Consider the following 25,686-nt stretch of genomic DNA (forward strand, 5'->3'; position numbering starts at 1 on the left):
ACTAATGCAACTGCTAATAATATGTACCAGATATTCCAGTTTTTAAGTTGTTTGTTCATCAGTTTTTCTGTGCAGATAAAAAGTTTAAAAATAAACGTGCAGCTCCCACATTTCCTGCAGGCAACTGTCTGAAAAATGCCAACGGTGTATAAATAAAATTACCTTTCCCGTATTGGGCATATAAAGTTGATCCCTGAAGAGGCTCTTCATCCGTATCATGCATTTCAAAAAGCGGTTCATACGCTGCATCCCATTGAGCAGGAAAATAGGCACCCCTTTCCTGTACCCAGCCTTTAAAATCATCCGCAGTAATTTTATTTGGAAAGTTCAGTAATTTATGATTGGGATTTAAAAACGTAACTGCAGCATTTTCTTCTGTAACACGCTTATTGGCAATATTGAAATTGTACATTCCCAATTTGTCAACAGTGGTATCCTGGTTGGTATTATACTGCATCACCAGATTACCTCCGGCTTTGGTATAGGACCATAAAAAAGGCATCCAGCGGCCCAGCTTTTTCTCAGTGTTATTAGCACGAACACCCAATACGATGGCATCATATTGTGATAGTTTGTTTTGATTACTGCTTCCATCGGATTCATCTATGTTTCCATAAAAATCTTCGTCTTTCAGAACATCTACCTGAATACCGGCAATGCGCAGAAACTCAGGAATGAAATCACCAGCTCCTTCTATGTAACCAATTTTTTTAATCTTCGTCTGAATATCAGCTTTCATTACGATTGCAGTTGCAGGCGCAAAATATTGTAAAGAAGGTAAATGCGGATACTGAATTAATACTTGCTTTTTATTGTAAACTACTCCATCTGCAACAAAACTGGCATCCAATGGCAAACGAGATGAATATATTGAGGCAAGCTTCGTTTTAGGAATAAGGTAATCGACGATAAAATCTTTCCCATTGAGCGAATTTACATCAGCGCTCCCTAATCGTTCTCCGCTATACATAAGATTCAAAACACCTTTATTGAACGGTTTGTTGGAATTCACTTTAAAATTTAAACTCAAATGTAAATCTTCATTTTCTTTAACCCAGTAAAGCGACTGTGTAAATTTCAGTTCCAATGCAGGAACAATGCGCAAGGCTTCAACTACATCACCACGCACCGGATCTAATTTCTTGAAAGATAAAGGAAGTTTAACCTGAAACTTTTCCGAACCGATTTTTAAACCCAGTAAAACATTCAGCGGTGATTCTGCCTCCGGTAAACCGATTAAAGTATCATTGGGAACGGAAAAAGTGGCTGCATTCACGGGAGGTTTTGCCAACCAGTAAGGTTCTGTGAGTGCTGCATCTGCAGGAATCTGAATATCATGCTGAATGGTAATTAAAGAATCTTTTGAGAGTTTTCTATTGAAATTTTCTGATTGAGTTAACCATTGTACATCTTCTAAAATAACAGGATTTGCAGCTCTTGATATCAGATTTAACCTGAAATTGTAATGATCTCCGGCAACCGCTTCAGCCTGATTGGTAACAACCTCACCCATAAACCCGGCACAGCTTAAAATGATATGGTCAAGAGATTTAATTTTATCGTTTTTCAGATCTCCATCTTTGAGTGCCATGACCTTTTTTCGTAAAGCAAGCAAAGCAGGTAAGCTGAGGTCTGGATTATTGAAATTGAAAGCAGAAATAATCTGATCTAATGATTGGTCAATATCAGCGTTTCCTTGTGAAGTCCAGGTTTTAACTACACCATCGAAAAGTGTTGTTTTTGCGGGCTCACCGATCACATGGGAAAAATATTCTGTTCTGATCCCGGCTACAGACTGCGTTCCTGCACCCTGGCTTTTATGCAAACTTCTGCTTAATCCGGCCAATTCACCATAGCCCATTCCCAGTTGTGCATCATATTGCCCAACGGTCACTTTCAGTTGATTTTCAGCGGTTGTATTCACCCCACCAAAGCGGAAAGTATTCCACAATACACGTTTTGGCTGCCACGCATTGACATATTTCAATTGATCCGGAAAAGCCGTTTTATTGCCTGCCAGCTTAAAAGCTTTTTCCGCCACCACAGCCGAAGCCGCATGTTGTCCGTGCCCTGCCGCAGCAGTAGGAGGAAAACGACAAATGATAACGTCCGGACGAAATTTACGGATTACCCAGACTACATCCGCTATGATGCTATTTTCATCCCATTGTTTAAAAGTGTCGGTAGTATTTTTAGAAAACCCGAAATCAATTGCACGGGTAAAAAACTGTTGAGCGCCGTCTAACTTTCTTGCCTCTAAAAGCTCATGTGTCCTGATTAAACCCAATGCAGCACCCTGCTCTGTGCCTAATAAGTTCTGCCCGCCATCTCCTCTGGTTAAAGACAGATAGCCCGTTTCTACATTTTGATCGTTGATCAGCCAGGAAAGTAATCCTGTATTTTCATCATCGGGATGGGCCGCAAGGTATAAAACTTTAGGCAGGTGTTTAAGGGTTTTGAGTTCACGGTAAATTTCAGATGATTTTGAAGGCCGAACCTGTTGAGCCGAACAAAAAACCGTATAAAAGCTAAGGACACATACAGTAATTACTTTTTTGAACATATGAATTTGCTTTGCGGGGCAAATATAAGTAAATCATCTTTCTTTCAACATTAAAAGAAAAACAACCTAAAAATTTCAAACAATGTATTAAATTTTTCTCAAAATAACAGAATAAATATAAAAACAACCAATACAAAACTCATTAATAATTCCACTTTAATGCAAGCTGGCTTCTACTCTAAATAACGGGTTCAAAAATGAAAGGTTTACATCATAAAAATCATAATCAACATCGCATCTTTTTCAATCAAATAATGTGATACAGCCCAAAAACAGAATTTGACATCAATAGTTCCAACCTCGTATTTACCATTTAAATCAAATAGAATATTACAAATTGGTTAATTTTTCACAATCACAAAGGTATTTTATTTTATTTTTCATAAAAAAGAGTTATATTTGACATGCAACATAAATCACTTTAATATGAAAACAAAATTTACACAAGTCTGTGCTCTCTTCATTTCCGGATTCTCATTTGCCCAAGTAGGGTTCAATACCACTTCACCCAAAACAACGGTGGATGTATCTGCTAAAAGAGATACTTCAGGGCTGATTACGGATAATACCCAAACATACGGATTACAGGCTCCGAGGCTTACAAGAGCAGAGCTTACAGCCAATACGGCCACGTATGGCAGCAACCAGAGCGGAGCATTAATTTATATTACAGACGTTACCGGTGGAGATACGGCAGGACAACGTGTAAATGTTACTGCAATGGGCTATTATTATTTTGACGGATCTGTTTGGCAAAGACTTACGCAGGCAACCAATGCTGTGGCTCCGGCTATTTCTGCATTACAATGTACTACAGCGTACTTAAATCCTTCTACTTATACTGCCGGTACTCCGTACAGCGGAAACCTGAGAATGACTTACAGTGGAGGAAACGGAGGTTCATATAATTCAGGAACTCCTTTTACAGTAAACGGGTTAACCTTCCAGCTAAGACCCGGAACTTTGGAGTTTGGGGATGGCGAACTGGTATTCTCGGTAAGCGGAACTCCTACCACGGCTAATGATATGACTCTTCCTATGACCAGTGCTACCGTCCCTTTCTTAACAGCAGCACAAAACTGTACTGCTACCGTGGGAAATACCAGCCGTGCAGATATTGCATCGGTAGCTGTGATGGGCTATCCTACCCTAACCACCGATCCCAACGGGAAACAAGCCTATACTTTCCCTCTTGCTACCCCGGATGGTAAATATTCGATCAGGGTAATATTTGATACGACAAGTGGTACAACCGCTGCAGTTCCTAATGTGCAATTATTTAATAATACTGGTGCTACCGTTAATCTATACTGGAATTATAATACCGAATATGGTGGTTATATCGGCTCTGCGGTAACCACCAACAATATTACTTCAGGAGTATGGGGCGGTATGGCAGACTCATCTGCTACCTGGTTTCCTCAAGGCACAGGAGCAGTTGGAAATGCTTACTGGGGGAATGTAGGAATTATAGATGGAGCCGGCGGCGGACCTGAGCATAGAAGATATACCTGGATAGACAGTAATTCTTCTTCAAAAACCGCTTATACCGCAACCATTATGGCAGGAGCGCCCACTAACGGCAGTGCCCAGCCCAACCTTTCTAAAATATTCATCAAGCTGGAGCAGGTAAAAGCTCAATAATATAATGCCCCTGAATAGACTGCCCCCAAAAAGTCAGACACTTTTTAGGGGCATTTTTTATTTTAATGGGTTTCAGCGATCTTCTTTTCTCTTTTTCTCTGAAGAATAAGGTGTGCGGCATCCAGCATTTTCACCGTATGGATGTACGGCATTACAATATTTCTTTCCGGTAGATTTTCATAGACACCCATTGAAAAATAGACGATTCCGGACATAAAATAATCAAATTCTTTGAGGGTGTAGGCGCTGAAGGCTTTTTTGAAAACCAGCAGAGGATTCCGGTATTCCTTCTCCGAAAGCAGACCAAGAACCCACGGGGAAATCTTTTCCGGCTGCGTATCGACCGTCCATTTCTTTTCCTTCAGCATCATGAGATAGCCTGCCCGGATCAACGACTTCATCGACTGGTGAAACTCAAAAATCACCGCCGGATCTTCATTGATCCAGCTATTTCTTTTTACCGCATAATTCATAATGTTACTAAGCCTTTCCTTGGAAACATCCAGCTCATTGAACTGAAAGAAAGTTTCCATCAGCTGTAGCCCAGAGTGTTTTTTATCTGCCCGAAATTGGGGATCAAAATCCTTTTTTGTCTTTTTCATTGTTGTATTTTTTATAAAAGTAATAAAAAAACAAATAAAACACATATATGTGTTTATGAGAAATTATAGAAAGTCCAACATTTACTAAATGTATAAATGGGAAATAGAAGAATTAAAATTTCAAATTGGAAAGCTTATTCAGTTATATAGGCTTAAAAAGAGACTTTCACAGTTTCAACTTGGAAATGAACTTAATATCTCAAGTAACCATGTTGGTAGGATTGAAAGAGCTGAAACAAATCCAACCATTGAAAGTCTTGTCACATTCTGTAATTTTCTTGAAATTGATCTATTACATTTATTTACAAAACTCAATGAAAAAGAGGTAAAGAAGATTGAAAGTGAGATCGCTCAGCTACAAAAAGAGTTTAAAAATCAAAATAAGAGAAAATCCTGACGAAAGTTGGGATTTTTTTTGTGATGAAATTTTCATAATATTTAAAAATTTCCGTGAAAATACTGATTGAAAATTTTAAGGGGCTTTTTATTTTTAGTGTTTACGGAAAGCCGTAAGAAACTTAATTTATTGATTTATACATTTGAAAAGTTAGATCAAGCTTTAACTAAGATTAAGTCTTAAAATAAATGCCCAAACTTTAAGAAAAAATCTAACAGAATTGCAATAGGAGATTATGATGAGTTAGGATTTATCGTTATCATTAAATGCAAAGGATTTACCATATAAAACATTAACAATGAATGAATTAATTGAAATTTTTTTCAATCACTTTTTTACACATAAAATATCTAAAATATTAGCTGAAATTATAAATGTTGGTGCCATTTGTACTGCAATCACCTTTATTACTAAATATTTTTATAATTTATTTTTAAAAAGAAAAAACAATCTTAGTCTTAAACCTTACTATACCAATACAGTTCTACAATCTGCTAAGAAAAAATATATCCGTTCAAAATGCCAAAATATTGACCCATCAAACGAAATTGAATACAATAACAATTTTGCTTTTGCGGTCCGTGAGGACTTACTGAATTTTTTTTTAAAGAATGTTTTTAGAATTAAAGATCCTGAACAGAAATACTATTTAATTTTAGGAGATGCAGGTATGGGGAAAACTACTTTCCTTCTAAACCTATTTAGACTTTATAACAAAAACATTAGACAGCTTATTTTTTCAAATGAAAAAATGAAGCTTTTACCTCTAGGAGAAAGTTTTGATGAATTAAAAAAAATAATTTCTGAAATTCCTGAGCCAGAACAAACTATATTGCTATTGGATGCACTTGACGAATCAAATCTTTTTTTTCACGAACAGACAAATAACTACTCCTTATTTCTGGATAAATTAATAAATTCAGTCTCTCATTTTAAACAGGTAATAATCACTTGTAGAACTAATTTTTTTATAAATGAAAAAGATGAACCATTTGAACTAAAAATAAAAAAATACAATACAGAAGGCAATGGTTTTCACATCATTAAAAAGGTTTACCTTTCACCATTTAATCAAGCCGATGTTAATAAATATCTAAATAATACGTTCCCTTTATGGGAAATTGAAAAGAAAGAAAAGGCAAAAAAAATTATTCTGAGTACAAAAGATATTTTCTTCCGCCCTATGTTATTATCCTATATTGATGATTTGGTAAAATTAAATAGAAATGACTTTTTAAAATTTGAAGTATATGAAACATTAATAGAAGCTTGGATTAATAGAGAATCTAATAAATATCTTGAAACTGAAAGATATATTTTTAAAAATAATTTGTATCTATTTACATATGAGTTAGCAATATCTATTTATAATAACTATAAAGAAAATGGGTATTTTATTAGTTTTGAGGAATCACAAGCAATTGCATTAAAAAATAATATCAATTTAAATGAATTAGAAATTCGCAGCAGAACACTTTTAAACAGAAATTCAAATGGCGATTACAAATTTTCACATAAAACAATACTCGAATGTATTTTATCTTATTTTTCTTTTCTATCAAGAAAAAATATTGGCTTAGATGAATATGAAATCTTTTATGATTTAGAAAATTTTGATTTTGCAAAGGGTTTAGTTGAAGAATTACATCTTAATTATAAGTACAATTTCAAGCTTCCAAATTTTTACGATAGTGATATGATTGCAAATGAACATATTTCTAAAGTAATTAAAGAAAGATACAAAAATAATAAACCTACAATAGTCTGGCAAAATGGATTAAAATATAGAGTTCATTTGCAAGATATTGGATAACTTGCTACCTGCTCACTAGATCTCTAAAGTCTCCTGACTTTGGAGCAAGTTTAGAAAATGATCTCATTTACTAACTCAAAATCAGGAGGCTTTGTACAGCAGATAACCTATGACTTTAGTTCATCTAATAATTCAGGTATATCCTCATGAGTTTCATACCAAATTACTGTAATACCCAACTCACGCATTAAATCCTCATTTAATTTATGATGATCTTCTAAGAAATTTTTAGCTGCTTCTAAATTTTGGACCATCTGCACTTTATCTTCTCCATCCTTTTTATCATAACAAAAGCTATTATGAGAAATCCTTCTTATAATTGCAAAATGCCTGGGCTTATCCAAATTCTTTGCTGATATGTCTAATAACCTTCGAAGATTAGGATCCGCCATTGAAAGACCGATCATTAAACAGTTATTATCTCTAAGATTACTTAATTGCACAAGATTAGACCAATGATAAGCATCAGTATAAATAGTATGATACCCCTCTTCTGAAAATACGAGGGTACTATTCTCTAGATTAGGATATTTCTTTCTATCTTCAGGTAAAAAACCATGAACATGATATATAGGTAGATCCTCGGGATCACAGAAATCATTGTCCATATATATACTATGATGTCTTATTTTTTTTTCCTTCAAATTTCTTTCCAATAAATCATCAAAATTGTAGGTAACTACTGACTTCACTTTTGCTCCAGTTCGAGTAGGCATACATAAATTACTAATCGACTGAATCAAAGCTGAATCAAGCTGTTTTGTTGTATCTCTTAACTTATAAAGATTTTCAGTAATGGCTGTAATGAAATTTGAATCTATCTTAGGGTTTTTAATTAAGGCCTTTCTCAAATACCTAGCAGCTCTCAGCGCAGAGGTTTCATCTACTTGATTAAGTCTTAAAACTATTTCCTTAATATCAGTTTCTTCAATTTTTTTATCGCTTTGAAATTCATTCGATAAATATGAAACAAATAACGAATTTAATAGAGTATTCCAATCTGCCATCCCTGCACTACTCGAAACACCAGCCCCCAAAAACATACTAAATTGACCTTTTGTATATAATTCCCTCAATTCATCCAAACGTTCTTGTCTTTCCTCCTTCCAATCTTTGGAAGTAACATTTATAGCATTTTCTAGTCTTTTTTCAAAAATATTGTTCGCAATAATATTGGCATCCTTCCGATGTTGATAAATCACATTATTAATTTTTTCGGTACCCCATAAAGATATCTGTAGTCCAGAATGGTCATGCCCAGTTATTAGATGTTTCGTTGTTTTATCTTCATTAAGGATAGTCCAAATTGGAGAAATTAAAACTAAATTTTTTATCTCTTTACCGTTTGGTGACTTTATTCTAAGTTGCAGGAACTTATCTATAAGTGCGTTAATTCTTCTTTGACTGAGAGTAGGTTTTATTTCTATAAGTGTCCCACCAGAAAAGTCATCAAATCCATCCTCAGCAATAGCATCCCCCAACGTATTATTTATAATCTGGAATGGCTTACCTTGTGCTTCAACATGTATTTTCAATAAGCTTATTATAAATGTCTCTATAGAATAATAGTCTTTGTGACTATCAAGAAAATCCTCTATTTTCATGGTTGTTATTTGAGTGCAATCTACAAAATAATAGATTATCTAATCATCATATTAAAAGATTATTTGTCTGTGATTTCAAGCCTTACCATTTATATCCCCGCTCTCCAAAGTCTCCTGACTTCGGAACAAGTTTAAAGAAAATGGTTTTATTATCAGCCTAAAATCAGGAGTATTTTCATAACTGAAATCAAAACAAACTGCAAGTCTGTATTGTTTTAGGATTTACCTTATTTTTCCACCATCTTCCCTCTACGATTTTGTGCCTTGCTCAACCGAGGCTTTCTGTAGAATCTGTATGGCTCCGGTAGAGGTATTTCCATAGAGCTGAATATAAATATCATCGCCATTTGTTCTTCTGATGACATATACTTTTACGGGTTCATTCCAATAATCTATAGAACCTTCCTCGCCAAAGTATTTGGCATCTTCTTTTATTCTGTCAAGCTCTGGCTGAGAAACTTTACCATCAAATATTTTTACACCGCCTGCTTTTGTAATAGCATCATCATAGCTTTTCAAAAAATAGGGCAATGACCATTCTTCCTTGTTACTTTTCCCGTTGACTACATATGTTTTCCATACTTTTCCTTCTATGGGCGTCATTACGCCGTTAAGTGGAAAATACAGCATGTCAAAGCTTCTTTGTACTGGTTTGTTTTGAAAGTCCAGTCCTTTAGGAAAACTGAAAAAGGGAAAATCACCTACTTCAGCGGTGGAAACCGGCACAGCGTTGATGTCAAATTGAGTAGTTTCTCCGGGAGATTTTTCTGCGGCTGTAGTATTTCCTATGGCGACAGTGTCCTTAGCTGCCTCTGTTTTCTGTTCAGCCTTTTTGTTGCAGGCAGCAAGCAAAGCGCCCATGGATAGAATAATCAGTGTCTTCTTCATTGTAATAAATTTAGTTTTTAGGTGTCTCATTTTTTTAAAACAGTGAAGGATAAAACAATACGAATCTTTCTTCATCAGAATCGTTCTGTATATTTTTATCCTGTACTATTTTTGCGGCACTAACTTACAAATAAAAATAAGGATAGGAAATCCCTATTTTTAAGGAGTTTAGTAAGTGAAAAAAATATACTGATGATATTTGACGCAGAGATTTTTATTTTTGTAATTGTTGATTTTTAAGAAAGCAAAGTGTAGACTCAACCTTGTTGATTCCTCGAAGCGTATGGATAAACACACCGCTTCATGAGCGACGAAGTCGAAGCATTGAGCTCACTTACAATACAACGAAATTATCAATGGACTTTGCGTTAAAAAAATTCCAGTAATGATCTGATGAAAGGTCTAAAAACTTATGCCTTCCTAATTACCCCGCTCTCCGAAGTCTCCTGACTTCGGAGCAAATTCAAAGAAAATAACCTTATTTCATCAGCTTAAAATCAGTAGATTTTCCGTTGCAGTATTTAAAAACAAAAAAATCCCAGTTTTCTTTGGGATTTTTAAGCAAGTCTTTACTGATCTGAAGCTTCCTAGCTATTTCAAAGTAAATGAAAGCTAATAAGCAAATCCAAGTCTGTTTTTAACATGCTTACTTTCTTCCTCTCTTAATTTCTGATTGGTCATGATCTCATGTTCTTTATTTTTTTGGATAACCTTAAACCAATGTATTGCAGGAATCAGCCCGTTGGAATGTAATTCAAGCCTGATGATGAATTCATCTGTCGGCTTTCGATGATTATTAATATATTGACTAAGTACAGCTGGCTTCACATCAACCTCAACAGCAAAGTCCTTATCTTTTTTATCTTGTCTGCTAACATACTCATTTAAAAAAAAGCCAAAACTAAAAGCTTCCAAATATTGGCTGCTATCTATATAGTCTTCCAATTGAAACTTTAGCTGTAACAATCTCGAATACATTTTTTGACTATGAGTACGATTTTCAAACTGTTTGCGACGAGCTATCCAAAAGTCCTTCTCCTCTTTTTTCTCTTTCGCATTCAAAATTCGATCTGCAGGAAAGATAAAAGCATCCGCAAGTTCTTCACTTGTAAATTTTGAAAAATCTGTTTCCTTAATTTCCTTCCTGTTTGTCTTCATAATATTCCTGAATTAATTTTAGTGAATTTTCTCCTTCAGTGATCAAATATATTTTGGTTGACTGTAGTCCATATTGTTGTATATAATGCTTTTCAAGCTTTGTTTTTGGCTTTAAGCATACATAGCCTTCAAATCCTTTTTTAAATGCTTCTCTGCATGCAAATGCAATAAGGCAGCCTGCAATCCGGCTATAATTTTGCGATTTACCTACATTTTCTTTAGAAGCTGCCAGAAGTCTGATTTCCAAAGCATAATCCTGTGGCCGCTCTTCTATTGATAGCAGCCCCATAGGTTCTTCTTTCTCCTCTACTGTCAATTTATAGACATGAAAGTTTTTTTCTTTGTTCCAATTAAAATCAAATCGCCTGGTTTTATTAATTTTCGAAATTTCAGCAGCATCAATTCTAGTTATTGTTGCAGTCTGTTTCTTACCCGTAATTTTATTTAATACGTACATTGCTTAACAAATATACAAAAAAAAGTTTACATTATATGTAAACTTTTTCCTAATTAATTCTTTTCAATTAGCTTACTCAACTTCAATAAAGTTATTACCCGCTCTCGAAAGTCTTCTATTTTAAAGCAAATAAGCTTAAACCAAGAAACTTTGCACAGCATAAATAAAACCACTTATGCTTTTCTAATTGTATTCCGCGTAAGATAAATATAATTAAACATACAAAACGTCGCCACTGCCCCGAAAGTATGCCATAAGAAGTGGGTTCCGAAACTGAACCATTCCCATTTGTCAGCGATGCGGAAGGTCAGGGCAAAAACAAACGATAGTACAGCAAAGCCTACCCATTTGCCAGCTTTCCATTGGGTATAGATCAAATACCTTATTACTGAGAAAACTACCAATGAGGCCATGATTGCATAATTGACGTTGATAAAAAGAGAAGGGTTATCTACCAAAATCCAGTTTCTTAAACCAAACATCAATATCAGATATCCCAGAACCATTGCAACAGCATAGTACCATCTGGTGCTCTGGGTTACAAAATAAAATCCGGCAGAAAGGCATAACAACATAATGGGCAGCCAATCCATCATGATAAATACCGGCCATTGTCTGAATGAATGATAAACAGTTCCTCCTATGGCACCAATGTATAATAAAACTAAGCAGTAGGTTAAAAAAGGATATTCTTTAAAATTATCCTTTATTTTAAGGGTCCAGAAAATGGCTATGGCTAAAAAAAATACGGCAGTTATTGCATTTAATGGCTCAGGGAAAAACTGAGTCATATCTGTTTCTTTGTATAACATGCCTCCGTCCGGAGGTATTAGGTTTATCGGCATTGTCTTTTTTTATATTAGTATTTATAGGCAAGGTCAGCGTGCAAAATATAAACACAAGCCTATTTCTAAACATTACTAAAACCTATATACTATTAAACTTCCTCTAAATATAGACAAAATTATGGCATCATATGCCTGGATATGCCGATTCTATTTTATAAAAATGTTAATTCTACTCCTTTATACCCATCAACCAGATTGATGATAAAACACAGATTACTTATATTCCTGATTCATCAAGACCATTTGGGCTATTTACTTCTTATTACAACTTCTTTTACTCCTCCTTTTGTCAGAATTATAGAATTGTAAAGACCTGCACTATCTGGAATGAATTCAACGGTTCTGTCATTATTATCTGCTCTGAAAAATTTGGTTTTAGATTCTGGGATGAGCTCCATCTCCACACTGTTAAAATAAAGTTTACCGTCAATTTTCAATATGTCTATTTTATCATACTTACCGATATATTGATCGTATAAATTGGGGTCTATTTCAACCCGATAATGTTTGTAAGGAAGCTCAACTTCTTTTCCCAATGCAATGGCGGAAAGTCCATAACTTATAATATAGGAAAATGATTCATTATTGGAAAGTACAGTCACGAAAAGCTTGTCGTCCGTAAAGCGGTTAAAAGAAGTCATTGTCCCGAAAAAGCCTCCATCATGAGCAATCAATTGATGCCCGTGATTGTAAAACGGATTGATTACAAAGCCATACCCCCAATTTTCAGCGCCATAGGGACTAAACATGAGTTTCTTCATCTGTGCAGAAAGAATATTTGTTCCATATAAGGCTTTATCCCATAAGGCCAGATCTTCAACTGTGGAATAAACACCATCATGCCCTACATTAATTTCCCAGTTGATATAGGGATTATGAATAAGCCCGTTTTCTGTGTGATAGTAAGCCTTTGCTTTTTTTTCAACAATCGATTCGTTATTACTAACGCCGGTATTCTTCATTCCTGCTTTTTCAAATATGTTCTTCTTTAAGAAAACAGCATACTTCTCACCTGACACTTTTTCAATGATCTTAGCCAACAAATAATAGCCGATATTGCTGTATCCGCTTTGAGTTCCTGGAGAAAATTCATAAGGCATTTTCTTTATTTTGACATAAGCAGAATCTTTATCCATCGAGCTTAAGGCTATTTCTTTAAAACCCATAGCCAACCCCGAGCTATGCGATAATAACATATGGATTGTAACACTATCACCCTTGGGGTAATCTGGTAAAAACTTACTCAGTTTATCATCAAGAGATAGTTTTCCTTTTTCAATCAATAGAAGTATAGCCGTGGCGGTAAATTGTTTTGTTACTGAGGCCAATTGAAATTTAGTATCTATGGTATTTTTAATATTCCACTCATAATCTGCCAAACCGTACGCTTTTTTTAGTAAAACCTGGCCGTTTTTCGATACAAGAACAGCTCCGCTAAAATTATTTATTTCAACCTGAGCCTGCATATATTTTGCAAGATTGGCTGACACATCTTTCTGCCCGAAAATAAGAATTGGGAATAAAAGTAATATTAGGATTGGCTTCATAAACTATTGAATGATATGATTAAGCTGCAATGATACTACATAATCCATCATCATCATTGTATTTTTGTAAACCCTGCTAGATAAACATCCATTTTATGAATCCTTTTTCAAGTGTTGTTATTTTTGAAAAAAAGATTTTTGGTGTAAAACCTGTTAATTTTTTAAAATCCCTGATCATGTGTGACTGGTCAAAATAATCCAGACTATAAGACAATCCCGCTCTATTTCCATCTTCAAGCTGACTTTGAATGGCTGCCCTGAATCTGATGATTTTTTTGAACTGCGAGGGTGTTTTACAAATATGCTGATCAAAATGCTTGTTGATCGTTGTTCGTGACCTGCCCGTTGCAAAAGACAATTTCGTCATAGACTGATTGATATTATTCGTATGGAACATTTCGGTGAGTACTTCTGTCAACAGGGTATTCTCAAACGGGCGAAATTTTGAAAGCCAATATGATTCTAATGCCTTGATTTTTTCTCCCGGATCTTTTGTGGAAAGAATAGCAGCCATAGTTGCTTTATAATCCTCATATGGACTAAAATCCGGAAAACTCCCCTCTGAATAATCTCTTAAATCATTCGGTATAAAAGCATTGATTCCCAATGGCTTGAAATAGGTAGTAATTTCATTGATTACGCCTTCATAGCTCACCAATACCGGTTCATTAAAATCGCTTACCAGATTGGTTTCAATTGGATTCGATTGGCAGTATCTGGTTGTTATTTTATTTTTAGTGACCAGAGTTTCCGTGTTCTCACTAGCAGTGACAATGGTATAGATGCTCGGAAAGGTAAAGTAAGTAGCTGAGGGTTCTTCAGAGGTCTGCTCGAGAATATAAAAGCATTCAATATATTTTTTTAGTACAGGGTTTTCAGGTCTATAGATTTTTATGGTCATCCTTTTTGGCTTTTAAATTTATGTGAATCCAGCTCAATTAGCCAATATTTTTTTTCCTGGATTATAAAAGGAAAGATACAAACTAAAATGCTCAACAGAATTCAAAACAAAACAGATTTGGGATTTGTTTTTATAACTATTCACAAATCGGTAAATTGTTTCTTTCTTCCAGTAATATGTTTCGTTGATGAAATAACTATTTTTTTATTTTTGAATAAACATTACAATGATAAAATCATACAACATACCTTCTTTTCTAAAGTACATTAATGTAAAAGGCTCCAATAGTGATACTATTCAGGTTATTCATTATGATGAACATAAGAATTTACTTTTAAAATCAGCCCCTGTTGAGCTTGAATTTTATGTAATAGCAATCAAAAACAATATTGCCGTACAGCCACCTGTTAACGAAATGTCAAGTTCAAGTCTTTTCCTTGACAGACCTGGAAATAATATGGAATGGGATCTGGAACATCCATTTGTAGGATATGGAATTTTTGTTAATCCAAAACTGCTTGATAAATTTGCAAAAGATTATACATTTACAGGCTATACACGCCATGAAGCTCTATTTTTGACTGACCGAGAAAGTAAAGTCTTGTATGATCTTTTTATAAAAGCTTATGAAGAATACCAGCGGGAAGACTTTTCTCAGGATGTTTTGGTTTCTTATGCTGTGCTTATACTTTCCTACACTCAGACTTTTTATGAACGTCAGTTTGAATCAAGAAGCAAAATTTACAATAAAGTAGTAGCGGATTTTTATAAAGATCTGGATTGGTACTTTGGAAAAGATAATACTATAGAAACATTTCCCTCGGTTGCCTATTTTGCAGACAGAGTACATCTTTCTGTCAATTATTTTGGAGATGTCATTAAACATTTCACTGGCCAGCCTCCCATAGAACACATTCAGCAATATATCATACAATCAGCAAAAACCAAATTACGCGAAACCAAGCTTAGTATTAATGAAATAGCTTATAGTTTAGGTTTTGAATACCCTACCTATTTCACCAGATTTTTTCGTAAAAAAACAGGCATCTCTCCTAAGATATTCAGAAATCAGTAAAATGTTTCTGTTTTAAAGTATTTTGTTTTCAAATATAGCATCATAGCCAGCCTACCTTTGTCTTATCAAAATGAAAAAACATTTATAAGATAAAATATTTAAAAATGAAAAAATCAGTAAAATTCAAAGCATTGTATTGGGATATCGCAGCAGATCTATTATTCCCACCAGATTTCGATGAAAACAAAAAATATCCTACTATCATAAGCACCCATCCTATTGGAAGCTGTAAAGAACAAACTTCAGGAAATGTATATGGACAAGCATTTGCTGATGCAGGGTTTGTAGTATTGGTTCCGGATGCTTCTTTTCAGGGAGAAAGTGGTGGCGAACCTAGATTTTTGGAAGATCCATCATTTCGGGTAGAAGATTACAGTTATGCGTGCGATTATCTGGTAACCCTTCCATTTGTAGATGAAAAAAGAATTGGAGTTTTAGGTATTTGTGGTGCAGGAGGTTATTCTATTAACGCTACAATGAAAGAGCGTCGTATCAAAGCGGTTGCAACAGTAACTGGAGCTAACTATGGTCGTGTAATGCGTGAATTTGGCGATCCGATCGCCAATCTTGAAGCGATTGCAGAACAAAGAACAGCAGAAGCCAGAGGAGCCGCTTTGAGAATTGACCAGGGACTTTACCCTACTTATGAAATAGCTAAAGAAGCCAATGCCAACATTGACCTTCTGGAAGCTACCGAGTATTATCGTACCTCTCGTGGTGAAAGTGCCAATGGGGTAAACAAGACATTATTTTCCCATAATGCTGCGGCCCTCACCTGGGATGCTTATAATCTTGCCGAAAAATTGTTGACTCAACCGTTATTGGTGATTGTAGGAAGCAAACCAGGAGCTTTCGGAGCATATAGAGATGGATTTGAGATTGTTCGCCGTGCTGCTTCTAAGAAGAAAGAATTGGTAGTTGTTGAGGGTTGGTCACATTATGATCTCTATGACAAACCAGAACCTGTAAAAATTGCATTGAATAAGCTCATCCCTTTTTACAAAGAAAATTTATAATTAAACAGCAATAAATCGGATTCTTTCTGACTTCGTTGTTTAAAAATAACATACTGTACTTCTGGTATCAAAAGGTATAGCGATCAGATTTATCCGGAAAAGCTAGTTATACAATTAGCTTTTCTTTTTTACCTACATTTGGAATCGAATGAAGAGTCATTAGGAATTAAGTCTCAACACATCACAAATAGACTGAAAATATGAGAATTGCAATATTCGGTGCTCACAAAGTTGGTAAAACCACATTAGCGGAAGAACTTCTGGAGAATCTTCCCGGATATAGATTTGAAACAGAGCCTTATTATCAGCTGGAGTCTTCAGGTTATGAATTTTCAGAAGATCCGAATGCTGAGGATTTCATTGAGCAGTTTAATTATTCAACCCATCTCATTTCCCAAAGCGGAGACGATGTGATATTTGACAGATGCATTATTGATATCTTAGCCTATCTTCATGTTCTTGATCCCCACAGAAATATTCAGTCGCTTTTTGAAAAAACTCAGGCCATGGTTTCCGAAATTGATCTTTTTGTATTTGTTTCCATTGAAGAGCCGGATATGATTTCCATTCAGGAGATAGATCTGCCAACACTTAGACGTCAGGTTAATGACTTGCTCCATGATTGGATTGATGATCTGGGAATAGAAACAATCAAAGTAAGGGGTACATTATCAGAACGGAGAGATCAGGTACTTGCTAAAATCCCATCATAAAATCAACTCTATAAAAACAAAAATCAGAGCAGAAATGATCTGCTCTGATGGATATTTGATTAGCAATTATTTAAAAACCTGTTATGATTTATCTGAAAAAAGAACATTTTTCTCTGTTACTGTTTTTTCAGTCTTATGATTCACATACACAGGTATACCGCCTACCCAGGTTTCCAATACCGGAATGTCTCTCATTTTCATATACTGTAATGAAGGTGTATTCAATGAAAGAGGATCCTGTTCCAAAATAACAAAATCAGCAAAGTAACCTTCATTTAACGATCCCACCCATTTATCCGCATAACACTGCCAGGCAGCATCATAAGTAACGGCAATTAAAGCCTGCTCCGGAGTAATACGTTCAGCACTGTTTAAAACTTCAATATCATTTGGATTTTTTTCCATGATTCTGGTAATGGATTGTTCCATCATTCTTAGAGGACCTAATGGACTCACCTCATTGTCGCTGTGAAGGGTAATTCTCATACCGGCAGCAAGCGTTGAACCACAAAGGTCAAGCATTTGAGCCTTTTCTCCGAATATCACTTCTTTAAAAGCATAACCCCAGTAGCCTACGTGACCAATCAGGAAACTTGGTGAAACACCCATTTGAAGCATATTGGTAATTTGCTCCGATGTCAGCAGTGAACAGTGTTCAATACGGTTACGAAGCTCCGGGCCTCTATATTGAGCAAGTGTACGTTGATAAGCATTGATAGCAAATGTTACCGCCTGATCTCCATTAGCATGAACCATCAGCGGCCAGCCTTTTACTGCTACCACACTGTTGATTAATGTATTATAGCTTGGGGGAATCGTATGGGCAGGAATACCTGTCTGCGGGAAATTAAACACTCCTGTATTATTGGCAGGATTACACAGATAAGGAGCACTCTGATAACCCGTCAAACCTTGGTTGGAACCATCTGAAACCACTTTAATATGTCCATTATATACAGGTTTATAGTGCTCCGGCTCTTTATAAGGTTCCAGTTTATCCACATCTTCCTGGCTGGAACATAGATAAGCACCTCCTGTTCTTACCAGCTCAGGGTGAGTCTCAAAATATTTGGTTAAAAGTGTTTCAGAACCTTTATTCAGTCCGGCATCATACATAAAAGTAACCCCTCTTGAATTGGCTGTATTGAAAAGATTGGTAAGATATCTGTTAATCTCTATGCTCATCGCAATGATCTGCAGCTTTACCGTCTTCAATGCAGGAGTCATCTGTAAGCCTTCCTGCAGCTGACCTTTAGTCTCAGCAATATAATTTTCAACGGTTTTATACTCGTCACTGATATCAGAATTATGTTTAAATACATATTCCAGCGCCTTGGTATTCAGATAAAGTGTATGCATGGAAGCACTTAACAACATCATCGGTGTAGTATGATTAATACTGTCAAGTAATATATTATCGATGGTTATTAACTCTTTTTTACCGTCTTTTTCCTTAAAAGGCATTAATGAAGGATCCAGTCCTCTACCTAAAATAACAGCTCCCGGAATTTTAGGAATATGATTGTTGATGATGGTTCCCACAGAGGCAAGGTCATATATGGCCTTTAAATTCTGTCCTTCAAAAGGACTTAGATCCAGCCAGCCCTGCATCATTGCAGTTGGAACCATATGAACATGGGGTTCTATAAGACCCGGAAGTAAAGTTTGGGTACCGGTTAATTCTTTTCTTTGAAACCTTTGATAGTGCTGTTTCATATACTCTTCTACCTGATCTTTTGTACCGGTTACCACTATTTTTCCATCAGCGATCCCAACAGATTCAACGGTAGCTGTTGATCCTCCAATCATAGGGCGGATGATTCCTCCGCTTACCATGAGAGTTTGTGGTTTTTCGTGGATAGCTTTTCCGGAACCCGGATTTATTTTTGTCATATTTTCTGCACTGAAAAGTTCTTCTTTAAGAACATCCAAAACAGGATTGTGGCAAGAGCAATGCATGCAGCCATGCATGTGATTGTGTGATTTTTCCATAGGAATAATTGGATTTAAGGATTTGTTTAAGCTTAATTTTGTTTGTATCGATTTTTAATTATGCTTTATCTTGATATATATAGAAATACAGGCCTCTCATCAGATGAGGCTTATTTGTAATTTAAATTAAAAAGGATTTTTTTAAGGTACTATGTCAGGTTGAATTTGGGAATGTGAATAAATTTCATATATTTTCATGTTTTAGTTTATTTCATAAAAATAATAAAAATATTCATTCAAAATATTTTTTATCACTAAATGTTGATTAAATTTCCATCTCTAAAATTTTAATTTACAGCAAGTTCCTATTTAATTCACAATTCCCTATTGTCATTCACCAATACTTCATCATGCACTGCATCTCAAGATTTTTGACTTAAAAACATCCTTAAATTCTTTTTACTCTTGTGAAATAACATGTTAAATATCAACTCCAGAAACCTTTAAATGATTACATTAGCAAAGAATTAAAATGTGCTGAGATTTCTATGAAAAATATGTTCTGTGTATTGCTCCTTTCAATGGTACAGCCTGTACTGGCACAAACCAAATTAGAAAAAGCAATTACCAATCTTGAGGATAATTACGAGCAGGAAAAAGTATATGTACTTACCGACAAATCACAATATGCAGCTGGTGATAAAATCTGGTTCAAAAGTTTTGTATTTGACGGATATAACCGCTCTGCATTATCCACTACTCTGTTTGTTGAGCTGTATAATTCTGATAAAAAATTAATAGACTGGAAAACAGTACTTCTTACGAATGGTGAAGGCAGCGGGGATTTTCAACTGAAAGAAGATCTTCCTGAACAGGTTTATTTTGTAAGAGCTTACACGCCATACATGACCAATTTTAATGAAGACTTCCAAATTGTCAAAACAATTCCGGTTTACAATCCAAACTCTACAGAATCATTGGTGATCGCCAAGAGTTCCGATTGGTCTGCCAAGGTATTTCCGGAAGGCGGAACTTTTATTAACGGCATGCCTACAAAATTTGCTGTAAGATTATCTTCCCATTCTTCTCTGCCGGAAAACTGGTCCGGAAAAATAATAGACTCTCAAAATCCCAACACTCCTGTCACTACATTTAAATCTTTTGATAAAAATGTTGCGTCTTTTAAAATAACTCCCGCGCCAGGAAAAAAATATCAGGCTATTATTCATGATAATGCAGGAAAGAGCCAAACTATAGATCTGCCACAAGCTGCAGACAGCGGTCTCAATATAGACGTTTCCAGTTCTAAAGAAGGAATCAAATACACGTTGAAAGGCGTTAACCTAAAACAGCAACTGCAGGGTTATAAAATTATTGGGCTCATCAATAACCATCTTGCTTACAGAGCCAACATCAACCATTTGACCAATGAAGCATCCAGCCTTATTCCTACAAAAATCAGTAGTGGTGCTAACGGTATCTTGCAATTGGTTATTCTTGATGATCAGGACAATGTGGTGGCACAAAGGCTTTGCTTTATAAAACCTGGTAATTTAAAGGTTGAGAAAGCAGAAATAGTAGGCCAGAGCTTAAAACCAACCCCAAGAGCTTTTAATAGTATTGATCTTTCTCCGGAATCTTATTTCAAAAATTATACGGTTGTGGTAAGCGAAGATAATGGTACTGAGACACCGGAAGAAGAAAATATCCTGAGCGGTCTTTGGCTAACGGGAGATTTTACCACAAGAATAGACAGTCCTGCACAATATTTGTCTAAAAATGCCAATACTGAAGCGCTGGACGCCTTGCTTATTTCTGAAAAATGGAAAAGATTCGATTGGAATGCTGTACTCAGCGGAGTTTCACCTACCATTAAGAACCAGTCTCAAAAATACCTTTCTTACAGAGTAAAACCTATTAAAAATAATGCTCTGCTACCCAACACGAACATCAATTTATTATCAAAATCTGGTCAAAGCCAGCCTGCATTCAGCCAATTCAAAACAGATCAGAACGGGTATATCTATTTAAATAACCTCAACAATGATGAACCTCTGGAAGTTTCAGCCTTTGTCAATTCAGAAAATAAGGAATCAGGAAATGAGGATTTGTTTGTCACCATAGAACCGTTAGTCACACCTTCCCCATTTAAGGGCAATTTCCCGGCTACAAAATACACATTGGTAAAAGCTGATAAAAATAAAGCTCTTCCTTTAACTATTTCAAGAGCCATCAATACTCAAAAAAATATAAAAAAGAAAGAGAGTAATGATATACAAATTCAGGAAGTTGCTTTGGTAGGAAAAAAGAAAGATGCGAAGGCAGATCTTGATAAACAACTTTCCAGCGGAATGTTCAGTTCTGTCAATTCTACTGTATTTGATTTCGTGAATGAAGACCAGCATACGTCAGGATACACCAATATTTTGGACTGGCTGCAGGGAAAAGCTGCAGGCCTGACATTTCAGAGAAATAATTCAGGAGCCAACGTACCTTATATCCGAGGACAGCAAGCCAAACTCTTTTTAGATGAAATAGCTACCGATCCTACCATGATTTCCACTCTTCCCATCAACAATATTGCAATGGTAAAAATCATCAAAGGATCAGGATTGGTAGGCGATGCCGTAGCCATCTACACAATGAAAGGCAATATGCAGGCTAAAAGCAACGAAAAAGAAGTAAAAAAGAACAATTCATCCATCATCAAAGGATATGATAAACCTTCAGAATTCCCTATTGAAATGATAGATAATGATGCTCCGGAAAAAATTGAAAATGATACCCGTGAAACACTTTACTGGAACCCTAATCTATTTGACAGCGATTACGTTCCGCCAAGAATTAAATTTTTCAATAACGACAGTGCAAAACAATATAAAATGTTGATCATAAGCTTTGATGAAGATGACAATATTCTTTATGACCAGCAGGTTTTGAAATAATCTTCAAAAAGATTCTGAAGATCATCAAAGGGACAAGTCTGTATGTAGACTTGCCCCTTTTCATTAAGATGAGTATTCATATAACAAACAGGCATACTGCCGTTACTTCAGGACGGTATCATACATTGTATTCAGAAGATCCTGCCTCATCTTTGAGTTTCTCTGATCAAGAAAGATAATAATACCCCACTTTTTAGCCCTGTTATAACATATGATGGAAGATTGTCCCATAGAATCTCCGGATTTTATATACAGTGTATTTTGATCATCTGTTGAGATATTTAAGCCTAATCCCATTTCTCTTTTTTCATCCTTGTAAAAAATTTTCTCCCCTATTATGGAAGCCTGTCCTACTTTGGTTTTATCATTTAATACAGCCTTTAAAAACCTGATCATATCGGCTGAGTTAGATTTCACTAATCCGGCGGGAGCGGTAACATTCCAATGGAAAAATTCCTGAGTTCCTCCATCCTGATTGTGACCTGTTGTTCGGTTTTTTACATTAAAATCTTTCGTTAATGTAGTAGTCATTTTTAATGGCTCTGTTAGTTTTTCTCTGATAAGGACATCATAACTCTTTCCGTATACTTTTTCCAGAATCTGCCCCAGTAAAGCATAGCCAATGGTAGAATAACGGTATTTACCATAGTCTTTCAGCTCAGTGCAGGTATTGATTAAAGAGGTCAGTGTATTTTGGGTCACACTGCTGATAGGCTGCTGAGGATTCAGTTCTATTAATTTCGGAAAGTCTATATCCGGCAATCCGGATTGGTGAGAGGCAAGATCTGAAATTCTGATTTTGTTTTTAAGATTTTGATGCAAAACATATTCCTTGGGAAGGAAATTATCTATATAATCATCCAGTTTTATTTTGCGGTCTATCACTGCCTGAGCAATTAAATTGGTAGTTAATATTTTGGTGATGGAGGCAATTTCGAACAGAGAGTTTTTGTCAATCTTATTTTTATTTTCTGTATTCAGGTTACCATAAGAAGTAAAATGTTCTTCGTTATTATGGATAAAACCAACGCTGATTCCTACCGTTGGATTTTTCTTATAATTATCCCGAATAATAGAATCAATCTTTGTAGAAAATTTTTGTCCGAAAGTAAAGCTGCTTAAAAATAAAAGACCTGCTAAGAATGGTAATGAAGTTTTCATTGTATCGTTTTTTAATGTTAAATATTAATTTCGATACAAAGATGTGGAAGCTCCTCAAAGCTGGCGACCGAATAAAAGTAATCGTTCACATTTGCCACAAAAAATACGTACGAATCATTCCAAAAAAGCGTACGACTAATCACAAAACACTGTATTACAAGCTTTTACGATACAATGTAGGCGTAGTTCCTGTGTGTTTTTTGAAAGCTGTATTAAAAGAAGATTTTGAATTAAATCCCACTTCATATAGAATTTCAAGGACTGTTATCTTACTTTTGGTTTCATCTTTTAAGATGTCCATTGCATTTTCTATTCGATAGGTATTTACAAAATCATAGAAATGTTGCCCTAATTGGTGGTTGATTAAAAGAGACAATTCACGCACAGGAATTTCAATTTCACCGGACACTTCCTGAATGGTAAGTGAGGAGTTGAGAAATGGCTTTTTCTCCACCATATAATTTTTTAATCTCAAAATATCCTCATTATATTCCCTGTCACTTGTCACCGGTTCTTCGTTGTTTTTGTCTTCCGAAACCATCTCAGATACCAGTTTCAATTTTGAATCCACATTTCTGAAAAGCTCAGGATGATTCAGTGCTTTGAAAAGATACCAGCAGATAATGAAAAGGGATAATAATAAAAGTCCGGCCTTTATCCCCTCTGAAATGTAAACATAATCCGAAAATTTAAGGATGTTTTTTAAAAGGGCTATACCATATACAATACACAATACCACCGTAAACTGGAACAGCCAGTTGTAGGAGTTTATATTTTTCCCTGCATAATTTTCAAGATAAAGCGTCTTCGATTTTCTTAATACCCTGAAAACCGCAACAAAGTAAATAATCATCTGAACATGCAGCAGAATATGATTAAACTTCAGTTCCATCATATTCTGGCGGTTTTCAATAAAGAAAATTTTAGCGGCAGTATCTACGCCATAGAAACGGGGCACTAAAGCAAGATTAGTAATGATAAACGGAATCGTGTGCAGCAAATGCTGAGGTTTCAGTTTGAAATCCGAATAACAGACAGATAATACATAGAGATAAAAAACCGGAATTTGCAGGAAAACAAACATGTTTTTGAACATTCCGAGGTTAGACGGCCCATCCACCATCATATAAAACAAAGGATCACAAATATCTATAGCATTCAGGATGAGAAAAACAGCAAATAAAACATTACTTACCTTATGTTTCGTCTTTACGGTAACGAGGAAAACAGCAAGAAGTATAGAAATGAATATAGAAACCGAAGCTATAATAATTAATAAATTACTCTTATCCATTCCTTATTTTTCTTTGTTTTGGGTTATTATATTTTAAGTTTTGATGGGTATTCCGGCGATCTTCTGAGAGTCCTGCCCAACCCATGCAAATATAAAAATTTGATTGATACTGGCTGGATTTTTTATCTGTTGGATGTGAGAGTTGGGATGCAGGGAGCTGGAAGAAGGAAGTAATGTTCTCCGTCACTTGCTATAACCCCAAGCAAATAATTGTACTTCTGTCATTCTGACGAAGGAAGAATCTCTCCGCTACCGCACAAATCCTTTCGTGTGGTTCTTAAACTCATAAATCAAACATTCTAAAAACAACAATATGATCTAAAAGTCCTTTTTCATCAGCATAATCTATGGTACTGCTACATCCATAGCAAACATCCCCTTATCAAGATTTAAAACCTTGACAAGGAAATCAACTGAAGTCCCTTTGTATAAAACTTACACAACAAAAACAACATTTTGCTTTTTACTTTATCCCAACTAATATCTGGAAACTTTTTGCATGAAAAACAGTAAGAATTTTATAAAAAAATATCATCTTTCAAAAGAAACTCCCAAATATTCCGTTTAATTCTTAAATTTGGCTTATGCGAAAGAATCTTTATTTCATCCTTATATTATCTACGCTTACCAGCTGCTATACCTATCAGGTAAAAAAGCCTGCAGATCCGGCTGTGGCAACCAACAATAATCAGGGCCCTAAAAAGAATACCGATATAGCGAATAATACTTCTTCTCAAATGATGGGGACAACCACTGCCGCTCCAAACATGAATGCACAGCCAGCCCCTGTACCGGTCAATGTTCAGGAGAAACTGGCTGCCGGTAAAAATGTTAAAATTGAGGTAGACAACAAGAGTTATAAAGTCATTGTTGACCGTTGGGAAGGAGACAGTCTGGTAGCACACCCTGTTCGTAATGCTAAAAAAAGCCTGAAATTCCATAAGAACCAGATCAATAGCGAGAGAATTGCAGAAAAACGGTTTTCGCAGCCTATCGCTGATATCCTTACCGTTACGGCTTATGCAGCCATTGGAGTCGGAATTTACCTTCTGGTCAAATAGTTTTTTAAACATTCCTATCCTTCATAGTTTCCATGTTTCGAACCAGCAAAAAGTCTGAAAATTGACA

20 protein-coding genes are annotated in these 25,686 nt (G+C 35.4%); 8 read left to right on the forward strand and 12 right to left on the reverse strand.

All coding sequences use genetic code 11. From position 1 onward, the window contains the following. Positions 1-58 precede the first annotated feature (58 nt). Complete coding sequence (locus BUE84_RS14855) at positions 59-2,563, reverse strand: PIG-L family deacetylase (RefSeq protein WP_079242327.1); 2,505 nt, start codon at positions 2,561-2,563, stop codon at positions 59-61. A gap of 426 nt (positions 2,564-2,989) precedes the next feature. Between BUE84_RS14855 and BUE84_RS14860 the strand changes: the two genes are divergently transcribed. Next, the gene (locus tag BUE84_RS14860; RefSeq protein WP_079242328.1) at positions 2,990-4,207 is read left to right on the forward strand and encodes a hypothetical protein; all 1,218 of its coding nucleotides are present in this window, start codon (positions 2,990-2,992) and stop codon (positions 4,205-4,207) included. Between the two features lie 62 nt (positions 4,208-4,269). Here the strand turns inward: BUE84_RS14860 and BUE84_RS14865 are convergent, their stop codons facing one another. Then, positions 4,270-4,809, reverse strand: a complete 540-nt coding sequence (locus tag BUE84_RS14865) for a hypothetical protein (protein ID WP_079242330.1) — start codon at positions 4,807-4,809, stop codon at positions 4,270-4,272. Positions 4,810-4,897: 88 nt separating this feature from the next. Between BUE84_RS14865 and BUE84_RS14870 the strand changes: the two genes are divergently transcribed. Continuing rightward, complete coding sequence (locus tag BUE84_RS14870) at positions 4,898-5,206, forward strand: helix-turn-helix domain-containing protein (RefSeq protein WP_079242332.1); 309 nt, start codon at positions 4,898-4,900, stop codon at positions 5,204-5,206. 298 nt (positions 5,207-5,504) lie between these two features. Next, positions 5,505-7,019, forward strand: a complete 1,515-nt coding sequence (locus tag BUE84_RS14875; RefSeq protein WP_079242334.1) for an NACHT domain-containing protein — start codon at positions 5,505-5,507, stop codon at positions 7,017-7,019. Positions 7,020-7,126: 107 nt separating this feature from the next. On the opposite strand, the gene BUE84_RS14880 is transcribed toward BUE84_RS14875, so the two are convergent. The 7 genes from BUE84_RS14880 to BUE84_RS14910 all read right to left on the reverse strand — a co-directional run bounded on the left by BUE84_RS14880 (position 7,127) and on the right by BUE84_RS14910 (position 14,422). Further along, positions 7,127-8,623 carry an SIR2 family protein gene (locus BUE84_RS14880; RefSeq protein WP_079242335.1) on the reverse strand — a complete coding sequence of 499 codons (1,497 nt, stop codon included), beginning with the start codon at positions 8,621-8,623 and terminating at the stop codon, positions 7,127-7,129. A 249-nt stretch (positions 8,624-8,872) separates the two neighbouring features. Beyond that, complete coding sequence (locus tag BUE84_RS14885) at positions 8,873-9,511, reverse strand: hypothetical protein (RefSeq protein ID WP_145953263.1); 639 nt, start codon at positions 9,509-9,511, stop codon at positions 8,873-8,875. Positions 9,512-10,123: 612 nt separating this feature from the next. After that, on the reverse strand, positions 10,124-10,669 hold the full coding sequence (locus tag BUE84_RS14890) for a helix-turn-helix transcriptional regulator (RefSeq protein ID WP_079242342.1): 546 nt from the start codon (positions 10,667-10,669) through the stop codon (positions 10,124-10,126). After that, the gene (locus BUE84_RS14895) at positions 10,644-11,126 is read right to left on the reverse strand and encodes a hypothetical protein (protein WP_079242343.1); all 483 of its coding nucleotides are present in this window, start codon (positions 11,124-11,126) and stop codon (positions 10,644-10,646) included. The genes BUE84_RS14890 and BUE84_RS14895 overlap by 26 nt, the downstream gene beginning before the upstream one ends. A gap of 173 nt (positions 11,127-11,299) precedes the next feature. Further along, a complete protein-coding gene (locus tag BUE84_RS14900; protein ID WP_079242344.1) occupies positions 11,300-11,971 on the reverse strand; it encodes a hypothetical protein in 672 nt (223 codons plus the stop codon). A 251-nt stretch (positions 11,972-12,222) separates the two neighbouring features. Then, positions 12,223-13,521 carry a serine hydrolase domain-containing protein gene (locus tag BUE84_RS14905; protein ID WP_079242345.1) on the reverse strand — a complete coding sequence of 433 codons (1,299 nt, stop codon included), beginning with the start codon at positions 13,519-13,521 and terminating at the stop codon, positions 12,223-12,225. A gap of 76 nt (positions 13,522-13,597) precedes the next feature. Continuing rightward, positions 13,598-14,422, reverse strand: a complete 825-nt coding sequence (locus BUE84_RS14910; RefSeq protein WP_079242346.1) for a helix-turn-helix domain-containing protein — start codon at positions 14,420-14,422, stop codon at positions 13,598-13,600. A 226-nt stretch (positions 14,423-14,648) separates the two neighbouring features. On the opposite strand from BUE84_RS14910, the gene BUE84_RS14915 reads away from it, so the two are divergent. The 3 genes from BUE84_RS14915 to BUE84_RS14925 all read left to right on the forward strand — a co-directional run bounded on the left by BUE84_RS14915 (position 14,649) and on the right by BUE84_RS14925 (position 17,226). Continuing rightward, positions 14,649-15,497 carry a helix-turn-helix domain-containing protein gene (locus tag BUE84_RS14915; RefSeq protein WP_167595395.1) on the forward strand — a complete coding sequence of 283 codons (849 nt, stop codon included), beginning with the start codon at positions 14,649-14,651 and terminating at the stop codon, positions 15,495-15,497. A 104-nt stretch (positions 15,498-15,601) separates the two neighbouring features. Next, the gene (locus BUE84_RS14920; protein WP_079242347.1) at positions 15,602-16,513 is read left to right on the forward strand and encodes an alpha/beta hydrolase; all 912 of its coding nucleotides are present in this window, start codon (positions 15,602-15,604) and stop codon (positions 16,511-16,513) included. Positions 16,514-16,713: 200 nt separating this feature from the next. After that, positions 16,714-17,226 (forward strand): AAA family ATPase, encoded by a 513-nt coding sequence (locus BUE84_RS14925; RefSeq protein ID WP_079242348.1) that lies wholly within the window; start codon positions 16,714-16,716, stop codon positions 17,224-17,226. 81 nt (positions 17,227-17,307) lie between these two features. Here the strand turns inward: BUE84_RS14925 and BUE84_RS14930 are convergent, their stop codons facing one another. Further along, positions 17,308-19,218: an amidohydrolase gene (locus BUE84_RS14930; protein WP_079242349.1), complete on the reverse strand. Its 1,911-nt coding sequence runs from the start codon at positions 19,216-19,218 to the stop codon at positions 17,308-17,310. Positions 19,219-19,706: 488 nt separating this feature from the next. Between BUE84_RS14930 and BUE84_RS14935 the strand changes: the two genes are divergently transcribed. Beyond that, positions 19,707-22,103: a hypothetical protein gene (locus BUE84_RS14935; protein ID WP_079242350.1), complete on the forward strand. Its 2,397-nt coding sequence runs from the start codon at positions 19,707-19,709 to the stop codon at positions 22,101-22,103. Between the two features lie 102 nt (positions 22,104-22,205). Here BUE84_RS14935 and BUE84_RS14940 read toward each other — a convergent pair whose 3' ends face one another. Together BUE84_RS14940 and BUE84_RS14945 are read right to left on the reverse strand one after the other, a co-directional pair. Then, positions 22,206-23,264, reverse strand: coding sequence for a serine hydrolase domain-containing protein (locus BUE84_RS14940; RefSeq protein ID WP_079242351.1), 1,059 nt, complete (start codon positions 23,262-23,264; stop codon positions 22,206-22,208). Between the two features lie 154 nt (positions 23,265-23,418). Next, the gene (locus BUE84_RS14945) at positions 23,419-24,558 is read right to left on the reverse strand and encodes a helix-turn-helix domain-containing protein (RefSeq protein WP_079242352.1); all 1,140 of its coding nucleotides are present in this window, start codon (positions 24,556-24,558) and stop codon (positions 23,419-23,421) included. 584 nt (positions 24,559-25,142) lie between these two features. Between BUE84_RS14945 and BUE84_RS14950 the strand changes: the two genes are divergently transcribed. After that, positions 25,143-25,619, forward strand: a complete 477-nt coding sequence (locus tag BUE84_RS14950; protein WP_079242353.1) for a hypothetical protein — start codon at positions 25,143-25,145, stop codon at positions 25,617-25,619. Positions 25,620-25,686: the final 67 nt, after the last annotated feature.

This window comes from Chryseobacterium indologenes (genome assembly GCF_002025665.1).
GTDB classification, from domain to species: domain Bacteria; phylum Bacteroidota; class Bacteroidia; order Flavobacteriales; family Weeksellaceae; genus Chryseobacterium; species Chryseobacterium metallicongregator.